Consider the following 19,504-nt stretch of genomic DNA (forward strand, 5'->3'; position numbering starts at 1 on the left):
GCCATTTTTTATACGCCTCCAGCAAAACAAGAGCGCCCGGAGAGTTTTCCGGCAGGGGCCGCGGAACTGGCTTCGCCAGGCCGCAGGCGCCGTCCCCTGCAAGGGGAAAGGGCATTACACGCAGTGAGCGCCAATAGGGGTGTGCTCGGAGCTGCGCCCCTCTTCCCCAGCAGGGGCCGGGGTCCGGCTTCGCCGGCCCACAGGCGCCTGTCCCCTGCAAGGGGAGAGGAGGCTACACGCAGTGAGCCTCAACAGGGGTGTGCAACAGTCAAGCCCAGCCACCACCCAGCGCGCGAATCAGCCCCACCGTGGCCAGATATTGCGACGTCTTCACCTGCAACGCCTGCCGCCGGTTGCGCAGTTCGCTGCGCTGGGCGTCCAGCAACTCGAGCTGGCTGACGAAGCCGTTGCGGTAGCGCGAGTCCGACAGCACCGTGGCGCGGGTGGCCGAGGCCACCGAGCGCGACTGCGCTTCGGACTGGTCGGCCAGCAAGCGCAGGGCCACCAGCTGGTCTTCCACGTCCTTGAAGGCCACCAGGATCTGTTCGCGGTAGTTGGCCAATGCGATATCGAGTTCGGCATTGGCGTTCTGCACGCCGGCTTCGCGGCGGCCGCCGTCAAAGATCGGCAGCGACAACAATGCGCCCACGCCCCAGGCGCGGGTGGAGAGTTTGAACAGGTCGCTGATCTCCGGCGCCGCATAGCCGCCCGTGGCGGTCAGCGAGAACGTGGGGAACCAGGCGGCCTTGGCCACACCCACGCGGGCCTGTGCGGCCTGCATGGTGCTTTGTGCCGCCGACACATCGGGGCGGCGAACCAGCACGGTGCTGGGCACGCCGGCCGGGATCACCGGCAGCGCCGTGGTCCATTCGGCGGGCGCCACCTGGAAGCTGGAGGCGACCTCGCCCACCAGTACGGCCAGCGCATGCTCGAGTTCGGCGCGGCGCCGGTCCAGGGCCAGCGCCTCCGATTCCGTGGAAGCGACTTCGGCGCGCACGCGGGCCACGTCGAGTTCGGCCACGTCGCCTTCCTTGAAGCGCACTTCGGTCAGGCGCAGCGTGTTGCGGTAGGCCTGCAGCGTGTCACGCACCAGCGAGCGTTCGGTGTCGAGTGCGCGCAGGTTCAGGTAGGTCTGGGCCACATCGGCCTGCACCAGCAATTTCGTGCTGCGCAGCAGCGCTTCGCGGGACTGGGCGTCCAGCGAGGCCGCGTCGGAATTCAGCGAGAGCTTGCCGATCAGGTCCACTTCGTAAGAGAAGTTGGCGTTGGCGCTCACCACGGTTTGCGGCACATTGCCGGTGGTGGCGTTGCTCTGGCGCGTGGCGCCGGCGCCCAGGCCGACCTGGGGCAGGCGGTCGGCGTCGGTGTTGCGGGCAATCGCCCTCGCCTGGGCCAGGCGCCCTGCCGCAACCTGCACGCTGTTGTTGTTGCGGCCTGCCTGCTCCACCAGTTGGTCCAGCACGGGGTCGGCAAACACCTTCCACCAGGTGCCCTGGGATTGCACCTGGGCGGAGGTGGCCGTTGCGGAGGCGACCTGGCTGGCGTTTTCCTTGAAGGCTTGCGGCGCCTTCGGCAGGCTGGACGCGTCAATCGAGGCGCTGGTGGCGCAGCCGGCCAGCACCAGTGCTGCCACCAGGGGCGCCAGCGACATGCGCAGTGTTGAATGAATGCGGTTCATGACGAACTCCTTTAACTTTCTTGTTTTCTTGTTTCTTGTTATTCGTGATGCTTGAGGGGCGCCGCCGGCTGGGCATGCGCGCCGGCACCACCGCTGCCCGCAAAAGCCTCGAGATGCGGCACTTCGCCGTGCAGCTTGAGCGGACGATTGCCCGTGAGGCGGCGCAGGGTCACGTAAAACACCGGTGTGAGGAACAGGCCGAAAGCCGTCACGCCAATCATTCCCGAGAACACGGCGACCCCCATGGCGTGGCGCATCTCGGCACCGGCGCCGGTCGACAGCACCAGGGGCAGCACGCCCATGATGAAGGCCAGCGAGGTCATCAGAATGGGACGCAGGCGCAGGCGGCTGGCTTCAATGGCAGCCTGCAGCGGCGTGCGCCCGGCAAACTCCAGCTCGCGCGCAAACTCCACGATCAGAATGGCATTCTTCGCCGACAGCCCCACCAGCACAATCAAGCCGATCTGCGTGAAGATGTTGTTGTCGCCGCCGGTCAGCTTCACCCCCAGCATGGCGGCCAGCAAGCCCATGGGCACGATCAGCACGATGGCGATCGGCAGGGTCAGGCTTTCATACTGCGCGGCCAGCACCAGGAACACCAGCAGCAGCGCCAGCGGGAAGACCCACATGGCCGAGTTGCCGGCAATGATTTCCTGGTAGGTCAGGTCCGTCCACTCGTAGCTGATGCCGGGCGGCAGCGTCTCGGCCGCGATGCGCGCGACCGCGTCCTGCGCCTGGCCTGACGAGTAGCCGGGTGCGGCGCCGCCGTTGATGTCGGCCGACAGGAAGCCGTTGTAGCGCATGGCGCGTTCCGGCCCGAAGCTCGGCGTGACTTTCATCAGCGCCGACAGCGGCACCATCTCGCCGGTGGTCGAGCGCACCTTGAGCTGGCCGATGTCTTCGGCACGGGCGCGGTAAGGCGCGTCGGCCTGGACCCGCACGGAATAGGTGCGGCCGAACTTGTTGAAGTCGTTGGCGTACAGGCTGCCCAGGTAGATCTGCATGGTGTCGAACACATCGGTTATCGGCACACCCAATTGGCGCGCCTTGGTGCGGTCGATGTCGGCATAGAGCTGCGGCACGTTGACCTGGAAGCTGGAGAACAGCCCCGCCAGTTCAGGCGTCTGATAAGCCTTGGCCATGAAAGCCTTGGTGGCGGCGTCCAGCGCGGCATAGCCGAGCGAGCCGCGGTCTTCCAGCTGCAGCTTGAAGCCGCCGGTGGTGCCCAGGCCTTGCACAGGCGGCGGCGGGAACATGGCGATGAACGCTTCCTGGATGCCGCCGAATTTGCCGTTGAGCTGGCCGGCGATGGCGCCTGCGCTCAGGTCCGCACTCTTGCGCTCATCGAACGGCTTGAGCGAGAGAAACACGATGCCCGAGTTGGAACTGTTGGTGAAGCCGTTGATCGACAGGCCGGGGAAAGCAATCGCGTGTTCCACGCCGGGTTGTTTCATGGCGATGTCGCTGATCTTGCGGATCACGTCTTCGGTGCGGTCCAGCGTCGCGCCGTCGGGCAGCTGGGCAAAACCGATCAGGTACTGCTTGTCCTGCCCGGGCACAAAACCGCTGGGAACGGCCTTGAATAGGCCTGCCGTGGCCAGCACCAGCACCAGGTACACGCCCAGCATCACGGCCTTGCGCGAGATCGCACCCTTGACACCGCGGCTGTAGTTGTCAGAGCCGCGGCCAAAGGCCTTGTTGAAGGCGGCAAAGAAGCGGCCGAACACCTTGTCCATGCCGCGGGTCAGCGCGTCTTTCGGTGCGTCATGGCTCTTGAGCAGCAAGGCGGCCAGCGCTGGCGACAGCGTCAGCGAATTGATGGCAGAGATCACGGTGGAAATCGCAATCGTCAGCGCGAACTGTTTGTAGAACTGGCCCGACAGGCCGGTGATGAAAGCCAGCGGCACGAACACGGCGATCAGCACCAGGGCAATCGCGATGATGGGCCCGGACACTTCCCGCATGGCGCGGTAGGTGGCGTCACGCGGACTCAGGCCCGCCTCGATGTTGCGCTCCACGTTTTCGACCACCACGATGGCGTCGTCCACCACGATGCCGATGGCCAGCACCAGCCCGAACAGGCTGAGCGCATTGATGGAAAAGCCGAAGAGATGCATCACTGCAAAGGTGCCGATGACCGAGATGGGCACGGCCAGCAGCGGAATGATGGAAGCGCGCCAGGTCTGCAAAAAGATGATCACGACCAGCACCACCAGTGCCACCGCTTCGAGCAGGGTGTGCACCACGGCCGTGATGGAGGAGCGGACGAACTGCGTGGTGTCGTAAACGATCTCGTAGTCCACGCCTTCGGGCATGTTCTTTTTCAGGTCCTTCATCACGGCCTGCACGTCGTCGGAGATCTGGATGGCGTTGGAGCCCGGCGCGGCGAACACCGGCACGGCCACGGCCTGCTTGTTGTCGAGCAGCGAACGCAGCGCATAGTCGGAGGCGCCCAGCTCCAGGCGGGCAATGTCGCGCAGGCGCGTGACTGCGCCGCCTTTTTCGGCCTTTTCGGTTTTGACGATGATGTCGCCGAATTCTTCTTCACTTTGCAGGCGTCCCTGGGCATTGATGGACAGTTGCATATCCACGCCGGGCAATCCGGGCGACGCACCCACCACGCCGGCCGCAGCCTGGATGTTCTGCTCGCGGATGGCGCGCACCACGTCACCGGCGGACAAGCCGCGCTCGGCCACCTTTTGCGGGTCCAGCCAGACGCGCATCGAGTAGTCGCCCGAGCCGAACAGCTGCACCTGGCCCACGCCGTTGATGCGGGCCAACCGGTCCTTGACATTGAGCACCCCGTAGTTGCGCAGATAGGTCATGTCATAGCGGCCGCTGGGCGACAGCAGGTGCACCACCATCGTGAGGTCGGGTGAGCTCTTGATGGTGGTAATGCCGAGGCGGCGCACTTCTTCCGGTAGGCGCGGCTCGGCTTGCGAGACACGGTTTTGCACGAGCTGCTGCGCCTTGTCGGGGTCGGTGCCCAGCTTGAAGGTGACGTTGAGCGTCATCAGGCCGTCGGTGGTCGCCTGGCTGCTCATGTAGAGCATGCCGTCGACGCCGTTGATGGCTTCTTCGAGCGGCGTGGCCACGGTCTCGGCAATCACCTTGGGGTTGGCGCCAGGGTACTGGGCGCGCACGACCACGGTGGGCGGCACCACGTCGGGGTATTCGGCAATCGGCAGCGAGCGCAGCGCAATCAGGCCCGAGATGAGCATGAGCAGCGACAGCACGCCGGCAAAGATCGGCCGGTCAATGAAAAATTTAGAGAGATTCATACGATGTTCTTTTTTCAGTTTTCAGCGCCGCTCAGGACTTGGCAGCTACCTGCACCGGTTTGGCATTGAGCTCTGTCTTGGCCGACATCTCGACCGGTTGCGGCGCCACCAGCGCGCCCGGGCGGATGCGCTGCAGGCCATTGACGACGATGCGTTCGTTGGCCGCCAGGCCGCCCTTGACCACGCGCAGGCCATTGATGGAGGCGCCCAGTGTGACTTCGCGGTACACCGCCTTGTTGTCGGCGCCCACCACCAGCACGAATTTCTTGTTCTGGTCTGTGCCGACGGCGCGTTCGTTGATCAGCAAGGCCGTGCCTTTGGTGGCCTGGCCCATGCGGATGCGGGCAAACTGGCCGGGCATGAGCTGGCCATCCTTGTTGTCAAACACGGCGCGCGCACGCACGGTGCCGCTCTTCGCATCGACCTGGTTGTCGACCAATTGCAACTTGCCCTCAAACGGCGTGTCGGTGCTGGCGGCCGTGCCCATCTGCACCGGGATGCGGTCCAGGTTACGGCTACCTGCGGCGCCGGCGGCGGAACCCTGCACGTCTTTCAGTGCCTTGGCCACGACCTGCTCGTCGGCGTCAAAGCTGGCGTAGATGGGGCTCACGGACACCAGCGTGGTCAGCACGGGGGCGCCGGGGCCCGCTGCCACCAGGTTGCCCACGGTGACTTCGAGCTTGCCGACCCGCCCGGACACCGGCGCGCGCACCTGCGTGTAGCCCAGGCTCAGCTGCGCCGTCTGCAAGGCCGCCTGCGCGGCGCGCAGGTTGGCGTCGGCTTCGCCCTTGCCGTTGGTGCGCTCGTCAAATTCACGTTTGGAGATGGCCTGCTCGCTCCACAGGCGCTGCGAGCGTTCCTGCTCGCCCTTGGCTTGGGTGACCCGGGCCTGGGCGGCCGCGACCTGCGCATCGGCGCGTTCCACATCGGCGGCATAAGGGGCCGGGTCAATCGTCAACAGCAGGTCGCCCTTTTTGACCAGCGCACCTTCGCGAAAATGCACGGCCTGGATGGTGCCCGCCACGCGCGAACGGATGTCCACCCGCTCGACGGCCTCCAGACGGCCGGAGAACTCGTCCCAGGCGGCCACATCGCTCTGCACGACAGTCGCCACCGACACCGGGGTGGCGGGCGGCTCGGCCGCTGCCCCGGGCTGGGCGCGCGGGCTGGACACGCCGAAGACGGCGGCGGAAATGCCGGCCACGGCCAGCACGGCCAGGGCAATGGCCAGAAGTCGGCGCTTGTTGGCCGGTAGTTGAAACGATTGCATGGTGAACTCCCTCAAAAAAAACAATTGAAAAACGGATTCAGGAAACGGAAGACGAATGGGTGTGCCCGGCCTGCAGCGCAGTGGTGCTAGCGAAAAATTCGGTGAACAGCCGCTGCACCGCCGGCGCCCACGCCGCCTCGTGGCTGACAGGCTGGAGGTAGCTGCAAGGCCAGCCGGTCACCCCCGGCAGCACGCTGTGCTGCGCTACCAGCCCTGCGGCGCGCAGGCGCTCCGCATACTCCAGCGTCTCGTCGCGCAGCGGATCATCCTGGGCGGTCACCAGCAGCGTGGGCGGCAAGCCTGCCAGACGCAGGGCCGAACCCGGCGCGGCATAAGGGTGGCTGGCGTCCTCCAGACGGGGCAGGTAGTGGTGCCAGCCATCGGCCCAGACACACCCGACCGGGCCGGCCTCGGCATCGCGCAGGGAAGCCGTTGCCAGGCAAGGGTCCAGCATGGGCGACAGCAGGATTTGCCCGGCCAGCGCCGGCTCCTGCCGGTCGCGCGCCATGAGCGAGACGGCGGCCGCAATGTTGCCGCCAGCTTCCTCGCCTGCGACATACACGGGCGCGCCCTGCCCGGCCAGTTTGTGGCGGGCCTTCCAGGCCCACAGCAACGCGGCATAACCGGTTTCCACCGCCGCCGGAAAAGGATGGGTGGGCGCCAACGGATAGTCCAGCGACAAGACCACGGCGCCGGTATCGGCCAGCAGCCGCGCCACACAGGAGCCGCCGTCCAGCGAACCGCCGGCAAAGGCGCCGCCATGAAAGTGCACCACCAGCGGCGACACGGCGCCGACAGGGCGGCGGCCGTAAAAGCGCACATCCAGCGGCTTTTTCAGCGCAAGCTGGATCTGCTTGTCCACCCAGGCGGGCGGAGCTTTTTCGGTGCCGGAGCGGGCGGGCGGGTGGCTGGTCATCTTCTGGATCCGGCAAGCGGCCCCATGTTTGTTGCGATGCAACAGAAGATATGCTCAGCAGGCTACTTAATAAATAGCCGTTTTGCTTATACTTTATTTCACTAAAGCAACAATCGATGGAAAACCAGCCAAAAGCAGGCCCATCGCAAGCCCGTCATCATCGGGGTAAACCCTTTCCCCTACGTCTGAACAGGACTTCTCATGGACAAGTTTTCAGCCATGCAGGCTTTCGTCAGGGTCGTGGAAGCCGGCACCTTCACCAAGGCCGCCGATTCGATGGCCATGCCCAAGCCGACGATAACCCGCCTGATCCAGACCCTGGAAAAGGAACTGGACACCAAGCTGCTGAACCGTACCACCCGCAAGGTCACGGTGACGGCGGACGGCGCGGCCTACTACGAACGCGCCGGCCGCCTGCTCAGCGAGATGGAAGAACTCGAGGCGAGCATGTCGCGCGCCAAGGCCAGCCCGCGCGGGCGGCTCAAGGTGGATATTCCCGCCTCGCTGGGCATCGCTGTCATCATTCCGGCCTTGCCCGATTTTTATGCGCGCTATCCCGATATCCAGCTCGAACTGGGCGTGAGCGACCGGCCCGTAGACATCATTGCCGAGAACGTCGACTGCGTGGTACGCGGCGGCGAACTGATCGACCAGTCGCTGGTCGCGCGCCGCATCGGAGAGTTCTATCTGATTTCATGTGCCTCGCCCGCGTACCTCAAGCGCCATGGCACACCCCGGCATCCGGCCGAACTCGAGGACAGCCATCGCATGATCCGTTACGCCTCTCCACGCAACGGCAAGCTTTTTTCGTTCGAGTACTACAAGGACGGCGAAACCGTCGAAGTCGGCGGCAACTATCTGCTGTCGGTCAACGATTCGCGCGCCGGCGTGGTCGCCGCGCTGGCCGGACTGGGTGTGCTGCACACCGCGACTTTTCAGGTGCAGGACTACATCAGCACGGGCGCGCTCGAGCCGCTGTTCAATGGCTGGTGCACCGAATCGATCCCGCTGCATGTGGTCTACCCGCCCAACCGCCACCTGAGCAACAAGGTGCGTGTCTTCGTCGACTGGATCGCCGAGCTGTTTGCGAAACACGACCTGATACAGCGCAAGAGCACGCTGCCCGCCTGAGCCCATGCCCCCGGCCGCGGCCGGCTCGGGCCGGGCCCGCAGAAGCCCCGGATCGCAGGGATGACCGGACACCCGGCGCGGGCCTTCCTACACCCGGCGTCAACCCAAACCTACATCGGACACCCGGCATACCGGTTACTTTCAATCCATACTTTGGAGATACCGATGCCGAGACTCAATGATCCGTCCCAACTCTGTCCACCCGACAGCAATAGCCGAAAAGCCCTGGAGAAGCGCGCCAGAGAAGCCACGCAGCCCACCGTTCCCCAGGAAAAAGGACGGTGGCCTTTTCCCGTGAATCAGCCCGCAGGCAACGCGCCTGCCGCTGGCGCCGGCCCTGACGCGGACAAGCCCGAGCCGCCTGTTCAGCCGGGCAAACCCCAGGGGCAGCCGTAAGCACAAGGTCACGGGCGTTCAAACCATCGCTGGTCCATTCCGATGGCTGATGGTTAACGGCTGATGGCCGATGCGGGGTCGAACGACCTACGCATGAAAAAACCGCCCGCAGGCGGTTGAGGATTTCCCGGCTGCTGCGAACAGCAGCCAGCCGGGCAGCCAGCCGTTACCGCGTCAGCCGGCCCACGATGAAACCGATCGCGAGTGCGGCGGCCACGGCTTCAAAAGGCCGCTCCTGAACCCAGGATTTGGAATATTCCAGGGCGTGCGCCGGCGCTTCGGTCACGCGGCGTGTCTGGTCTGAAAACCGCTCGGCGACATAGCTTGCATTGCCAGCCAGTTTGTCGACAGACTGATGGGCTGCACTGGACACGCGGTCCACCGTGCTGCGTGCCGGGTCTGCCAGCTTGTCGATGGTGCTGTGCAGCGCCGCGCCCGCCGACTCCACCCCACGCTGGATGGGGTTGCCCGAGGTGTCACTTGGAGGGTCTGCTGTGGCGTTTTCCATGATGGTTTCCTTCAAAAGAACAAATCAAAAAAAGGGAGGATCGGGGGATCGACAGGCTGAGACCCCATCATAGAAAACGCCTCCACCAACGGGTGTGCGGAGCGGGAGGGCCTGCATGTAGGACAACAGAGACAAGAGAGCAAGAGAGGGGTTTTAGCGACGCCGGCCTCACGCCTGGGGCGAGGCCGCCTGCACCCCGCGCTGTCAGCCTGCACTGACAGCACAACGCTGATTTCACCTGACAAACAGCGCTGATGGGAACATGATCATGGCATCTTCAAGGAGATTGACCATGACCGCAAGACGCGCCCGCAAAGCCGGGGATGCTGGCCGGCCCCAAACAGGGCCGGCGTCGGAAGACGAACCGGAAGACGACGACGGCCTGGAATTGCCGGTGAACCCTGATGAGGGACAACCGCTGATTCCGGACGATGAGCGTGTGATCAATGTGCCGTCATGAGGGGCGGCGAGGGGCAGCGGCCGCGCCGCGATCCCGCCCGGTGATCAGTCCACCGTGCGCTTGAGGCGTATTTCTTCGAGCTTGACGCTGCCGAAGGCTACCGTCTTGAGCGACGGCATTTCACGCTTGAAGCCTGCCGCCTGCTCGTAAAAGCGCAGCGCGCGTTCGTTGCGCAGCAACACCCAGAGGGTGACCTGCGTGCAGCCTTCTTCCTTCAAGCCCTCGCGCGCGCCGTCCCACAGCGCCAGACCGGCGCCCTTGCCCCAATGGGCTGGTGCCACGTACATCGCCCAGATCTCGCCAGTGGTGGACTTGGTGCCTGCATCGCGTGAGCGGTCGAAACCCACAAAACCAACGACCTCGTCGCCATCGGTGGCCACCAGCAATTGAGGCTCGCTGTATTCAATCGCTTCGCGCCAGTAGGCCAGGCGCTTTTCCACCGTGGCCTTTTGCAGAAACTCCTCCGGCATCAGGTCCTGGTAGGCGACTTGCCAGGTGGCGACATGAATTTCGGCAATGGCTTTGGCATCGCGGGCGGTGGCAGGACGAACGGAGTAGCTGGACATGAAAAATAAAATCGCTTGTGAATCGGTCGGGAAAACTTCGGGAGGAGCAGGATTGTCGCCCAAATCATGCCCCTCCCCCACAGGGCCATTGCCTTCTGGGGTAAATTCCGTGTTCGCTTTTGGCCTTTTCTGCACCAGCCGGCCACCCCGCACATCTCCCACTTCCCACTTCCCACTTCCCACTTCCCACTTCCCACTTCCTATCTCCTCCCCGTACCCGATAGCTTCCACCCATGCCTGCCAGCGACCCGATAGCACCTGCTCCCCCTTTGACTGGTCTCACAGCGACGGCCGGCGCTGTGTTCACGGCACGCATTGGCCCGGCAGGCCCCAGCTTTGAGGCGCCCGCTTCGCTCTCCTTGCTGCAGGCCGCCCAGATCGCGGGGCTCGAAATGGCCAGTTCCTGCCGCAACGGCACTTGCCGCAGCTGCATTTGCGAGCTGACCAGCGGCGAAGTGGTGTACCGCATTGACTGGCCGGGACTGAGCGCCGAGGAAAAGCAGGCGGGCTATATCCTGCCCTGCGTGGCGTATCCGCTGTCGGATGTGGTGATCGCGCCGGCGGACTGAGGGCTGCGGCCCGCAGCGGCCCGCAGCGGCCCCAAGGGTAGGCCCGCGGGTGACGAGGGCTGTAAATCAGCATTTGATGGAAAAAAACCCGGCAGGCATGTAGCGTGCTGTCAAACAACTGTGCCAGCATGTCCGGATGGAAATCCTGCCACCGACCGCCGCCACGGAGAGTCCCCGCAGCCTTCACAGCCCCTACAGCCTGACGCCGGCGCGCGACGTGGCCGCGAGCTTTGCGGAGCTGGAGGAGCTCAAGGCGATTTTGCTCGCGGGCAGCGCCCACTTTGAGGTGGCCGTCGTGGCTGAGACGCACACGGCCGGGCCGTCCTTTCCGCTCTACACCGCCAGCATAGGTTCGCGCGACCCGCTGGCGCCGGCCGTCGGTTTTTTCGGCGGCATCCATGGGCTGGAACGCATCGGCACGCAACTCATCCTGCACTACATGCGCGCGCTGCTGTTCAGGCTGGAGTGGGACGAACTGCTGCACCAGCAGCTGCAAAAAGTCCGGCTGGTGTTCATGCCCCTCGTCAATCCTGGCGGCATGTGGGCGCAAAAGCGCGCCAACCCGCGTGGCGTGGACCTGATGCGCAATGCGCCGCAAAGAGCCGAGGGCCAAGTGCCCTTTCTCGCGGGCGGGCAAACCTTGAGCCCACGGTTGCCCTGGTACTGCGGCCGGCCGGGCGCGCCCATGGAAGTGGAAAGTGCAGCGCTGCTGCAGGTCGTGCACGACGAACTGGCCTGCCGCCCCTTCAGCCTCGCGCTGGACTGCCACTCCGGCTACGGCTTTGACGACAGCCTCTGGTTTCCCTATGCCAAAACACGGCGGCTGATGATGCACCTGCCAGAGATGTTTGCCCTCAAGACCATGCTGGAGCAGTCACACCCGCACCACGCCTACAGCTTTGAGCCGCAAAGCAACCAGTACCTGCTGCATGGCGACCTGTGGGATTACGCGTATGACCACGCGCCGCCCGACCATGTGTTTTTGCCCATGACGCTGGAGCTGGGTTCATGGCTCTGGATACGCAAGAATCCGCGCCAGCTGTTTTCACGGCACGGCATCTTCAACCCGATCAAGGCGCACCGCATCAAGCGCGTGCTGCGCCGCCATGCCGACCTGCTGGATTTCCTCACGCGGGCCGCTTTTGCCGCGCCGCGCTGGCTGCCGCCGGCCGATCACCGCGCCCAGCTCCAGCAACTGGCCATCGCCCACTGGCGGCCGAGGCGGGCCTTGTGACCTGGGTGCTGTTGAGGGGCCTGACGCGTGAGGCGCGGCACTGGGGCCCGCTGCCGCGGCAGCTTGCCCGGCTTGCGCCAGCCGCTGACGCCGCGCCGCTTGGCAGCGCGCAGGTCGTGGCGACGGATTTACCCGGCAATGGCGAGTTTTGCCAGGAAGCGTCACCCCTGTCGGTGCGCGGCATGGTGGACTTTGCGCGCCGGCAGTTGCGCGCCCAAGGGCATTCGCCGCCCTACCACCTGCTGGCGATGTCGCTGGGCGGCATGGTGGCCACTGACTGGGCGCTGCGCTATCCCTCGGAGGTGACCCGGCTGGTGCTGATCAACACCAGCATGCGACCCTACAGCCATGCCGCAGAGCGCCTGCGTCCCGCCAGCTGGCTGCCACTAGCCCTGCTGGCCGCGCGCTGGCGCGATGCCGGCTACTCGGAGCGTGCCATCCATCAGCTCACCTGCGAGCGCACCACCCGGCGCGACGAGGAGGTGGCAGCCTGGACAACCATTCGCAACAGTGCGCCGGTGAGCGCGGCCAATGCGTGGCGCCAGCTCTGGGCCGCCGCCCGCTTTGCCACGGCAGCCTCGGCCCCGCCCTGCCCCACGCTGGTGTTGTCGTCGGCTACGGACCGGCTGGTCCACCCGCGCTGTTCGGCCCGGTTGGCCAACGCCTGGCAGGCGGTCCACCACATCCATCCCTGGGCCGGCCACGACCTGCCGCATGACGATGCCGACTGGGTCTGCGGGCGCATTGCGGACTGGCTTGCGGACGGGCCCGGCAGCATCCCTCCCGCTGCTGGCCATTGACAGCCTGCGGTCATGCCGCTGCCGCATACGGACTTTGCCGCCCCGCCAGTGCGCCCAGCATCTGCATGGCCGCTTCAAACCGCGCGTCCCACGGATGGCCATAGTTCAACCTCAGGCAGTGCCGGAATTGACGCCGCGCTGAAAAAATCGGCCCGGGCGCCACGCTGATGCCGTGCGCCAGCGCCGCCTCATGCAGGGCCAGTGCGTCAAAGCCTTCGGCAAATTCCACCCACACAAAATAACCTCCTGCAGGACGCGAAACACGCACCCCCTCGGGAAAATGACGCGCCACGGCGGCCAGCAGGCTGGACAGCTGCGACTCCATGGCATGGCGCAAGCGGCGCAGGTGCTGGTCATAGCCGCCATGCTGCAGGTAGTCGGCAATGGCCAGTTGCGCGGGCAGGCTGGCCGACAGGGTGGTCATGAGCTTGAGCCGTTCCACCTGCTGGCCAAAGCGCCCGGGCGAAACCCAGCCTACCCGGTAACCGGGCGCCAGCGTTTTGCTGAAGGAGCTGCAATGCATCACCAGGCCCTTGCGGTCGAAGGCCTTGGCCGGCAGGGGGCAGCGGTTGCCAAAGTAAAGCTCGCCGTACACGTCGTCTTCAATCAGCGGAATGTCATGGCTGGCCAGCAGCGCGACCAGGGCCTGCTTTTTTTCCTCCGACAGGCTGGCGCCCATGGGGTTCTGGAAGGACGTCATGAACCAGCAGGCCTTGACCGGATGGTGCTTGAGCGCTTCGGCCAGCGCGCCGAGGTCCAGGCCGCCCTGCGGATGCACCGGGATTTCCAGTGCCTTCATCCTGAGCCGCTCCAGCGCCTGCAGGCCCGCATAAAACCCCGGCGACTCGATCGCCACCAGATCGCCCGGCCGGGCCACGGCGGTGAGGCACAGGTTGAGCCCTTCCAGCGCCCCGCTCGTCACGATCACCTCCTCGGCAGCCTGCCGCATGCCCAGCGCCAGGTAGCGCAGCGCTATCTGTTCGCGCAGCACCGGGTCGCCCTGCGGCAGGTGGGCGACCGCATCCTGCCCATGGATGTGACGTGCCGTGCGGGCCAGCGACTTGCCCAAGCGCTGCAGCGGAAAGAGGGTGGACGCGGCAAACGCCGAGCCCAGCGGCACGATGTCCGGGTCCTGCGCGGCACCCAGCACGGAAAATACCAACTCGCTGACGTCCAGCCGGGGCGCGACCCGGGCCAATGCCTTGCCAGCATGGCGGGTGGCCCGACCCCGCGCGGGCGCCGCCAGCTGCTGCATGGCCAGGGCCGTCACGTAATAGCCCGAGCGTGGACGGGCGCGCACCAGGCCTTTTTCCTCCAGCCGGTAATAGGCCTTGAAGGCGGTGGAAGCACTGAGGCCGTGCCGGGCCGTCAGCGTGCGAATGGACGGCAAACGGGTGCCCGGGGCGAGGCGGCCATTGCGGATGTCGCTTGCCAGCAGTTCGACCAGTTGTTCGTAGCGCTTCATCAAATCCTGTCCTTGTCCTTGTGGGCGATGAACGTCTATCGGCTGTCTCCAGGTTCTCCCGGCAAGCCCGCGCCATCTACCCCATCCAATCCATCTGATACTCAAATTTTCACGGATTTTTGATCTGATATGGTTTTTTCAATCGCAACTGATGCTTACGTTGCGGCCCCATGTGAGGCATGATTGCGCCATGGCAAAAACGCTCTCCTTTGCACGCACGCGGGTGGCGCACGGCTTCATGGCGTGCATGGTCTGGATCGCCGCCGGCCCCACCCTGGCCGCCGCGCCATTTGAAGACACCATCGCCCAGCGCACCCTGGCCTGCACCGCCTGCCATGGCCCGCAAGGCCGTGCCGCACCCGACGGCTACTACCCGCGCCTGGCCGGGAAACCCGCCGGCTACCTCTACAACCAGTTGCTCAATTTCCGCGACGGGCGGCGCCACTATGGCCTGATGACGCAACTGCTGGACCCGCTGAGCGACGCCTACCTGATGGAGGTCGCGCAGTACTTTTCAACGCTCGACGTGCCCTACCCCGCGCCGCTGCCCACCAAGGCCTCCGTCGAGGTCTTGCGCCAGGGCGAGCGCCTGGTGATGCAGGGCGACGCAGCGCGGCAAGTGCCGGCCTGCGTGCAGTGCCACGGCCAGGCCATGACCGGCGTGGCGCCCAACGTTCCGGGCCTGCTCGGCCTGCCGCGCGACTACCTCAATGCCCAACTGGGCGCCTGGAAAGCCGGCCAGCGCCGTGCCCACGCGCCTGACTGCATGAAGGACGTGGTGGCACGCCTGTCCCTGGAAGACATCAACGCGGCCTCGAGCTGGCTGGCCGCGCAGCCGCTGCCCGCCAGCAGCAAACCGGCAAGCGCCTTGCCCGCCCTGGCGCCGGGTGCCAGGGCCATCGACTGCGGAAGCGCGCCGCAAGCGCTGTCCGTCAATACGGCGCCACCGAAGGCCGTGAAATGAAAAAAATAATCAAGCCCGTGCTCGCGGTGAGCCTGCTGGTCGCCGGTCTTGCCGCGCTGGTCTGGACCCTGAATGTGCGTGACGAGGTGGACGTGAAGGCGCCCATGGCGACTGCCGGAGCCAGCGACAGCCTGATCGCCCGTGGCGCCTACCTGGCGCGTGCCGGCAACTGCATGACCTGCCACACGGCGCGCGGCGGCCAGAACTATGCGGGCGGGCTCGGCATCGCCACACCCTTTGGCACCGTGTTCACCTCCAACCTCACGCCCGACGACAAGACCGGCATCGGTACCTGGTCGTCCGCGCACTTCTGGCGCGCCATGCACAACGGGCGTTCCAAAAACGGCCGCCTGCTGTACCCGGCATTTCCCTACCCCAGCTACACGCAGGTCACGCGCGAGGATTCGGACGCGATCTTTGCCTACCTGAACAGCCTGCCCCCCGTGGCGCAGGCCAACCGCCCCCACGAGCTGCGTTTTCCCTACCAGTCGCAAGCGGCACTGGCGGTATGGCGGGCACTGTATTTCAAGCCCGGCGTCTACGAGCCCGACACCCGCCGCAGCGCCGGATGGAACCGCGGCGCCTACCTGGTGAAAGGCCTGGGCCACTGCAGCGCCTGCCACACCGCACGCAACGTGATGGGGGCCAGCGACGAGGGCGTTGACCTCGCGGGCGGCCTGATCCCGATGCAGAACTGGTATGCCCCCTCGCTCACGTCATCCGCTGAAGCCGGAGTGGGCGAATGGGACCGCGAGCACATCGTGAGCCTGCTCAAAAACGGCGTCTCGCCGCGCGCCTCGGCCACCGGGCCGATGGCCGAAGTCGTGCTGCGCAGCACACAGTACCTGAACGACGACGACCTGGGCGCCATGGCGCTGTTTCTCAAGGATCTTGCGGCAGCCCCGTCGGCGAATGGAACAGCGCCTGCTTCCCGCACTCCAGCCATTCCTGGAGCGCGGGGCGCCAAACTGTACGAGCTGCATTGCGCCCAGTGCCACGGCGCCAAGGGCCAGGGCGTGCCCCATGCCTACCCGGCGCTGGCGGGCAACCGCGCAGTGACCATGCCCTCTGGCGTCAACCTGGTGCAGATCGTGCTCAATGGCGGATACGCACCCGCCACCGCCGGCAATCCGCGCCCTTACGGCATGCCTCCGTTTGTGCTGGTTCTGGGCGACAGTGAAATCGCGGCGGTACTCACGTATATCCGCGGCTCATGGGGCAACCAGGCCAGCGAAATCACGCCGATCGAAGTGAACCGCATGCGCGCCAACCAGGGGCGGTGAAGACGCATCCGGTAGATGCCGGATGCCGGGCACTACGTCCTCAGGAAGTCATCCGGTCGCGGTGAGCCAGCGCGGGAAACCACTTCAGCCACAACGCGGCCACCAGCAAGGTCCCGATGCCGCCGGCCACCACCGAGCCCACGGGGCCGAGCAGCGCGGCCGTTGCGCCTGACTCAAACTCGCCGAGCTGGTTGGACGCGCCAATAAACACCGAGTTGATCGCACTGACCCGGCCGCGCATGGCGTCGGGTGTTTCGATCTGCATCAGCGTCTGCCGCACCACCACGCTCACCATGTCCGCGCCGCCCGAGAGAGCCAGCACTCCCAGCGACAGTGCAAAGCTGGTGGACAGGCCAAACACCACCATGCACACCCCGTAAAGCGCCACCGCCGCGAGCATCGTATGCCCGACGCGCCGCACCAGCGGCCAGCGCGCGAGCACCACCGAAGTCAGCAAGGCGCCCACCGCCGGTGCAGCACGCAGCAAGCCCAGGCCCCAGGGCCCCACGTGCAGGATGTCTTTGGCAAACATGGGCAGCAGCGCCACAGCGCCGCCCAGCAGCACGGCAAACAGGTCCAGCGACACCGCGCCGAGCAAGGCCTTGCGTTGCCACACAAACTCCGCACCGGCCAGCAGCGTGCGCAGCGAGACAGGCTCGCGCGGCGGCGGGACATGGTCGTAGCGAAGGACCGCGATCAGCACGCAGCCCGTGGCGAAAAGGACAGCGCAGGCGGTATACACCGCCGTGGCGCCAGCCACGAAGATCACGCCCCCCAGCGCCGGCCCGCCCATCACGGCGGCCTGCATGCCGGCCGAACTGAAGGCCATGGCGCGCGGCAGCATGGCAGGCGGCACCAGCATGGGGGTGAGGGCCTGCTGCGCCGGCATCTGGAAGGCCCTGGCCACACCCAGCACCACTGACACCCCCAGCAGCAATTCACGCGACACCCAGCTCGACGACGTGCCCGGGTGCGCCCAGCCCTGTGTGGCAGCAACCAGCAACAGCGCCATAGCGGCCTGGGCGACCAGGCAGGCGGCGATGATGCGGCCGCGGTGCGCGCGGTCGGCCACATGGCCGGCGATCAGCGTGAACAGCAGCGCCGGCACAAACTGGTACAGGCCGACCAGACCCAGATCCCAGGCGCTGCCGGTCAGCTCATACATTTGCCAGCCCACCGCCACCATCAGCATCTGGTTGCCCGTGGTGGCAAACAGCCGCGCAAACCACATGCGCATGAAGGCTCGCTGGTCAAAGAGATCGGAGGCGGTGTAAACGGGGAGGCTGTGTAGGGACATAGGGCCCGGCGATTGTCGCCAATTCGGGTTGACCAATTACTATACGAACGTATAATAATCGCATGGTGCGCCCCTCCCAGTACATCGACCAGCTGCTGCTTGACGCCGGCCTGGAGCTGTTGCCCGTCACCGGCTGCGCCGGTTTGTCGGTGCGGCGGCTGACGCAGCATGCGGGCGTCAACCTCGGGATGTTCCACTACCACTTCAAGACCAAAGAGAACTTCATCAAGGCGGTGCTGGAGCGCACCTACGAAGAGATGTTTTCGGCGCTGACGCTGCGCGTCAATCCCGCGCACCCACCCATGCAAAACCTGCGCGACGCGCTGGGCGTGCTGGGCAGTTTTGGCATAAAAAACGGCCGCCTGCTGGTGCGCATCATGGGCGACGCCATGAATGGCGAGCCGCTGGCCGCCGACTTCCTCAAGGCCAACCTGCCACGCCATGTCGAAGTGATTGCCTCGCTGGTCCAGGAGGCCCAGTGGGAAGGCAGCATGGTCAAGGCCCCGGTGCCCCAGGTCATCGCCTTCATGGCTGGCGCCGTCGCGGCCCCCGTGCTGGCTGCCACGGCCCTGCAGCAAAACCCGGGCGCGCAGGCCGTGGCCCAGATGGTGCTCTCGGAGGAGGCATTGGCCCAACGCATCGAGTTTGCCCTGCGCGGGCTGACGCCGACTTCCGGGGACACAAGAGACATGAGGGGCACACGATGAAGACACTGCGGTACTGCACCTGCGCCCTGCTGGCCGCCTGCCTGCTGGCGGCATGCGACAGCAAGCAGACGGACACCTTCCCCGGCTATGCCGAGGCCGAATATGTCCGGCTGGCGGCACCCATCAGCGGCACCCTGGCCCGGCTGCACCTCAAACGCGGCGATGCGGCGCCCGCATCGGCGGCCGCCTTCGTGCTGGAGCAGGAAAGTGAACGGGCCGCGCGCGAGGAGGCCGCTTTCCGGGTGGCGCGCGCGCAGGACAACCTGGCCAATCTGCGCCAGGGCAAGCGCCCCGATGAACTGGCAGCCATCCGCGCGCAACTGGCGCAAGGCGAGGCCGCGCTGGCCTTGTCATCCGCCGAACTGGCACGCAGCAACCGCCTGGTGGCGCAGCAGTTCCTCTCGCCAGCCAGCCTGGACCAGGCCCGCGCCGCGGTGGCGCGCGACCAGGGCCGCGTCAATGAACTGAACGCGCAACTGCGCCAGGCCATGCAGGGTGCGCGCAGCCCCGAGATCAGTGCCGCCGAACAGGAGGTCAAGGCCGCCCAGGCGCAACTGCAGCAGGCGGGCTGGCGGGTCGACCAGAAAACCCAGCGCACCCCGGTGGCGGGCGAGGTGGTCGACGTGCTGTACCGCGAAGGCGAATGGGTGCCCGCTGGCGCGGCCGTGCTGACCCTGCTGCCGCCGGCCAATATCAAGGCGCGCTTTTTCCTGCCGCAAAACCAGCTCGGCGCCATCGCCATCGGTCAGGCGGTGCAGCTGCAGTGCGACGGCTGCGGCGCCACGATGGCGGCAAAAATCACTTTCATCGCGCGCGAGGCCGAGTACACCTCACCCCTCATCTACAGCAAGGAAAACCGCGCCAAGCTCGTCTTCATGGTCGAGGCGCAACCCGGCCTGCCCGACGCGCAACGCCTGCACCCGGGCCAGCCGCTGGAGGTACGCCTGGCGGGTAAAGCCGCGGGGCGGGCGCCATGAGC

Annotated in this window: 17 protein-coding genes; 9 read left to right on the forward strand and 8 right to left on the reverse strand. The window is 65.9% G+C overall.

The window, feature by feature from the left end; translation table 11 throughout:
* Window positions 1-268: 268 nt before the first annotated feature.
* The 4 genes from AC1DUR_RS14920 to AC1DUR_RS14935 are packed head-to-tail and all read right to left on the reverse strand — an operon-like array spanning window position 269 to window position 7,145.
* Window positions 269-1,678 carry an efflux transporter outer membrane subunit gene (locus tag AC1DUR_RS14920; RefSeq protein WP_477719625.1) on the reverse strand — a complete coding sequence of 470 codons (1,410 nt, stop codon included), beginning with the start codon at window positions 1,676-1,678 and terminating at the stop codon, window positions 269-271.
* Window positions 1,679-1,716: 38 nt separating this feature from the next.
* Window positions 1,717-4,959 (reverse strand): efflux RND transporter permease subunit, encoded by a 3,243-nt coding sequence (locus AC1DUR_RS14925; protein ID WP_477719626.1) that lies wholly within the window; start codon window positions 4,957-4,959, stop codon window positions 1,717-1,719.
* A gap of 31 nt (window positions 4,960-4,990) precedes the next feature.
* The gene (locus AC1DUR_RS14930; protein WP_477719627.1) at window positions 4,991-6,229 is read right to left on the reverse strand and encodes an efflux RND transporter periplasmic adaptor subunit; all 1,239 of its coding nucleotides are present in this window, start codon (window positions 6,227-6,229) and stop codon (window positions 4,991-4,993) included.
* A gap of 37 nt (window positions 6,230-6,266) precedes the next feature.
* Window positions 6,267-7,145 carry an alpha/beta hydrolase gene (locus AC1DUR_RS14935; RefSeq protein WP_477719628.1) on the reverse strand — a complete coding sequence of 293 codons (879 nt, stop codon included), beginning with the start codon at window positions 7,143-7,145 and terminating at the stop codon, window positions 6,267-6,269.
* Between the two features lie 201 nt (window positions 7,146-7,346).
* On the opposite strand from AC1DUR_RS14935, the gene AC1DUR_RS14940 reads away from it, so the two are divergent.
* Window positions 7,347-8,276, forward strand: a complete 930-nt coding sequence (locus AC1DUR_RS14940) for a LysR family transcriptional regulator (RefSeq protein ID WP_477719629.1) — start codon at window positions 7,347-7,349, stop codon at window positions 8,274-8,276.
* Window positions 8,277-8,838: 562 nt separating this feature from the next.
* Here the strand turns inward: AC1DUR_RS14940 and AC1DUR_RS14945 are convergent.
* Entirely contained in the window at window positions 8,839-9,180 is a 342-nt protein-coding gene (locus AC1DUR_RS14945) for an ElaB/YgaM/YqjD family protein (protein ID WP_477719630.1), read from the reverse strand.
* 292 nt (window positions 9,181-9,472) lie between these two features.
* On the opposite strand from AC1DUR_RS14945, the gene AC1DUR_RS14950 reads away from it, so the two are divergent.
* A complete protein-coding gene (locus AC1DUR_RS14950) occupies window positions 9,473-9,640 on the forward strand; it encodes a hypothetical protein (RefSeq protein ID WP_477719631.1) in 168 nt (55 codons plus the stop codon).
* A gap of 44 nt (window positions 9,641-9,684) precedes the next feature.
* Here AC1DUR_RS14950 and AC1DUR_RS14955 read toward each other — a convergent pair whose 3' ends face one another.
* A complete protein-coding gene (locus tag AC1DUR_RS14955) occupies window positions 9,685-10,206 on the reverse strand; it encodes an N-acetyltransferase family protein (protein ID WP_477719632.1) in 522 nt (173 codons plus the stop codon).
* Between the two features lie 233 nt (window positions 10,207-10,439).
* Between AC1DUR_RS14955 and AC1DUR_RS14960 the strand changes: the two genes are divergently transcribed.
* The 3 genes from AC1DUR_RS14960 (at window position 10,440) to AC1DUR_RS14970 (ending at window position 12,809) form a co-directional block, all read left to right on the forward strand.
* Entirely contained in the window at window positions 10,440-10,775 is a 336-nt protein-coding gene (locus AC1DUR_RS14960; protein ID WP_477719633.1) for a 2Fe-2S iron-sulfur cluster-binding protein, read from the forward strand.
* Between the two features lie 136 nt (window positions 10,776-10,911).
* Window positions 10,912-12,009: a M14 family zinc carboxypeptidase gene (locus tag AC1DUR_RS14965; protein WP_477719634.1), complete on the forward strand. Its 1,098-nt coding sequence runs from the start codon at window positions 10,912-10,914 to the stop codon at window positions 12,007-12,009.
* On the forward strand, window positions 12,006-12,809 hold the full coding sequence (locus AC1DUR_RS14970) for an alpha/beta fold hydrolase (RefSeq protein WP_477719635.1): 804 nt from the start codon (window positions 12,006-12,008) through the stop codon (window positions 12,807-12,809). The genes AC1DUR_RS14965 and AC1DUR_RS14970 overlap by 4 nt, the downstream gene beginning before the upstream one ends.
* A gap of 10 nt (window positions 12,810-12,819) precedes the next feature.
* Here the strand turns inward: AC1DUR_RS14970 and AC1DUR_RS14975 are convergent, their stop codons facing one another.
* Complete coding sequence (locus tag AC1DUR_RS14975) at window positions 12,820-14,274, reverse strand: aminotransferase-like domain-containing protein (RefSeq protein ID WP_477719636.1); 1,455 nt, start codon at window positions 14,272-14,274, stop codon at window positions 12,820-12,822.
* A 190-nt stretch (window positions 14,275-14,464) separates the two neighbouring features.
* Here AC1DUR_RS14975 and AC1DUR_RS14980 point away from each other — a divergent pair, with 190 nt between their 5' ends.
* On the forward strand, window positions 14,465-15,238 hold the full coding sequence (locus tag AC1DUR_RS14980) for a c-type cytochrome (RefSeq protein WP_477719637.1): 774 nt from the start codon (window positions 14,465-14,467) through the stop codon (window positions 15,236-15,238).
* Window positions 15,235-16,521 carry a c-type cytochrome gene (locus AC1DUR_RS14985; protein ID WP_477719638.1) on the forward strand — a complete coding sequence of 429 codons (1,287 nt, stop codon included), beginning with the start codon at window positions 15,235-15,237 and terminating at the stop codon, window positions 16,519-16,521. Before AC1DUR_RS14980 ends, AC1DUR_RS14985 begins: the two co-directional genes overlap by 4 nt.
* A gap of 40 nt (window positions 16,522-16,561) precedes the next feature.
* Here AC1DUR_RS14985 and AC1DUR_RS14990 read toward each other — a convergent pair whose 3' ends face one another.
* A complete protein-coding gene (locus tag AC1DUR_RS14990; protein ID WP_477719639.1) occupies window positions 16,562-17,818 on the reverse strand; it encodes an MFS transporter in 1,257 nt (418 codons plus the stop codon).
* Between the two features lie 62 nt (window positions 17,819-17,880).
* Here AC1DUR_RS14990 and AC1DUR_RS14995 point away from each other — a divergent pair, with 62 nt between their 5' ends.
* On the forward strand, window positions 17,881-18,525 hold the full coding sequence (locus tag AC1DUR_RS14995) for a TetR/AcrR family transcriptional regulator (RefSeq protein ID WP_477719640.1): 645 nt from the start codon (window positions 17,881-17,883) through the stop codon (window positions 18,523-18,525).
* Complete coding sequence (locus tag AC1DUR_RS15000; RefSeq protein WP_477719641.1) at window positions 18,522-19,502, forward strand: HlyD family secretion protein; 981 nt, start codon at window positions 18,522-18,524, stop codon at window positions 19,500-19,502. Before AC1DUR_RS14995 ends, AC1DUR_RS15000 begins: the two co-directional genes overlap by 4 nt.
* Window positions 19,503-19,504 lie beyond the last annotated feature (2 nt).

It is taken from the genome of Polaromonas sp. P4_F4 (genome assembly GCF_056401355.1).